This is a genomic window from Stenotrophomonas sp. 3diitr2024, assembly GCF_042136455.1.
GTDB classification, from domain to species: Bacteria; Pseudomonadota; Gammaproteobacteria; order Xanthomonadales; family Xanthomonadaceae; genus Stenotrophomonas; species Stenotrophomonas sepilia.
This window is the reverse complement of record NZ_JBHHMJ010000149.1, coordinates 1-324: the sequence shown is the minus strand read 5'-3', so window position 1 is coordinate 324 and position 324 is coordinate 1. Positions and strand designations below refer to the sequence as shown.

Genomic DNA, 324 nt, shown 5'->3' with positions numbered 1-324 from the left:
GCATACCCCTTCCACGCAACAACGACCTTCCGCGCATCGAGGCGCGTACCGCATGCCGATCTCCGCAACGCCCCGTCCATCGGGTTCTTCGGGCAACGCACCCGCCGTCACCAACGGCCCCAGCCAGGCGGTGCCACCGAACAAGGCGATGCCCAGCGGCAACAGGCCGACGCTGGCCACCCCTTGTGCGGCCAGGAACCCGCGCAGGTTGGCGATCACCACGCCGGTAACCAGGTTCAGGGTCTGGATCGGGGCGAAACCGCCGCGGCGGTTCTGCACCAGTTGACCATCGCGGACCATGGCACCAAGCCGGCGCGACAGCGC

General features: G+C 68.8%; 1 protein-coding gene. It reads right to left on the bottom strand.

All coding sequences use genetic code 11. From position 1 onward, the window contains the following. A partial coding sequence (locus tag ABGA94_RS03620) for a hypothetical protein (protein ID WP_375366416.1) occupies positions 1-324 on the bottom strand: 324 nt, incomplete at both ends.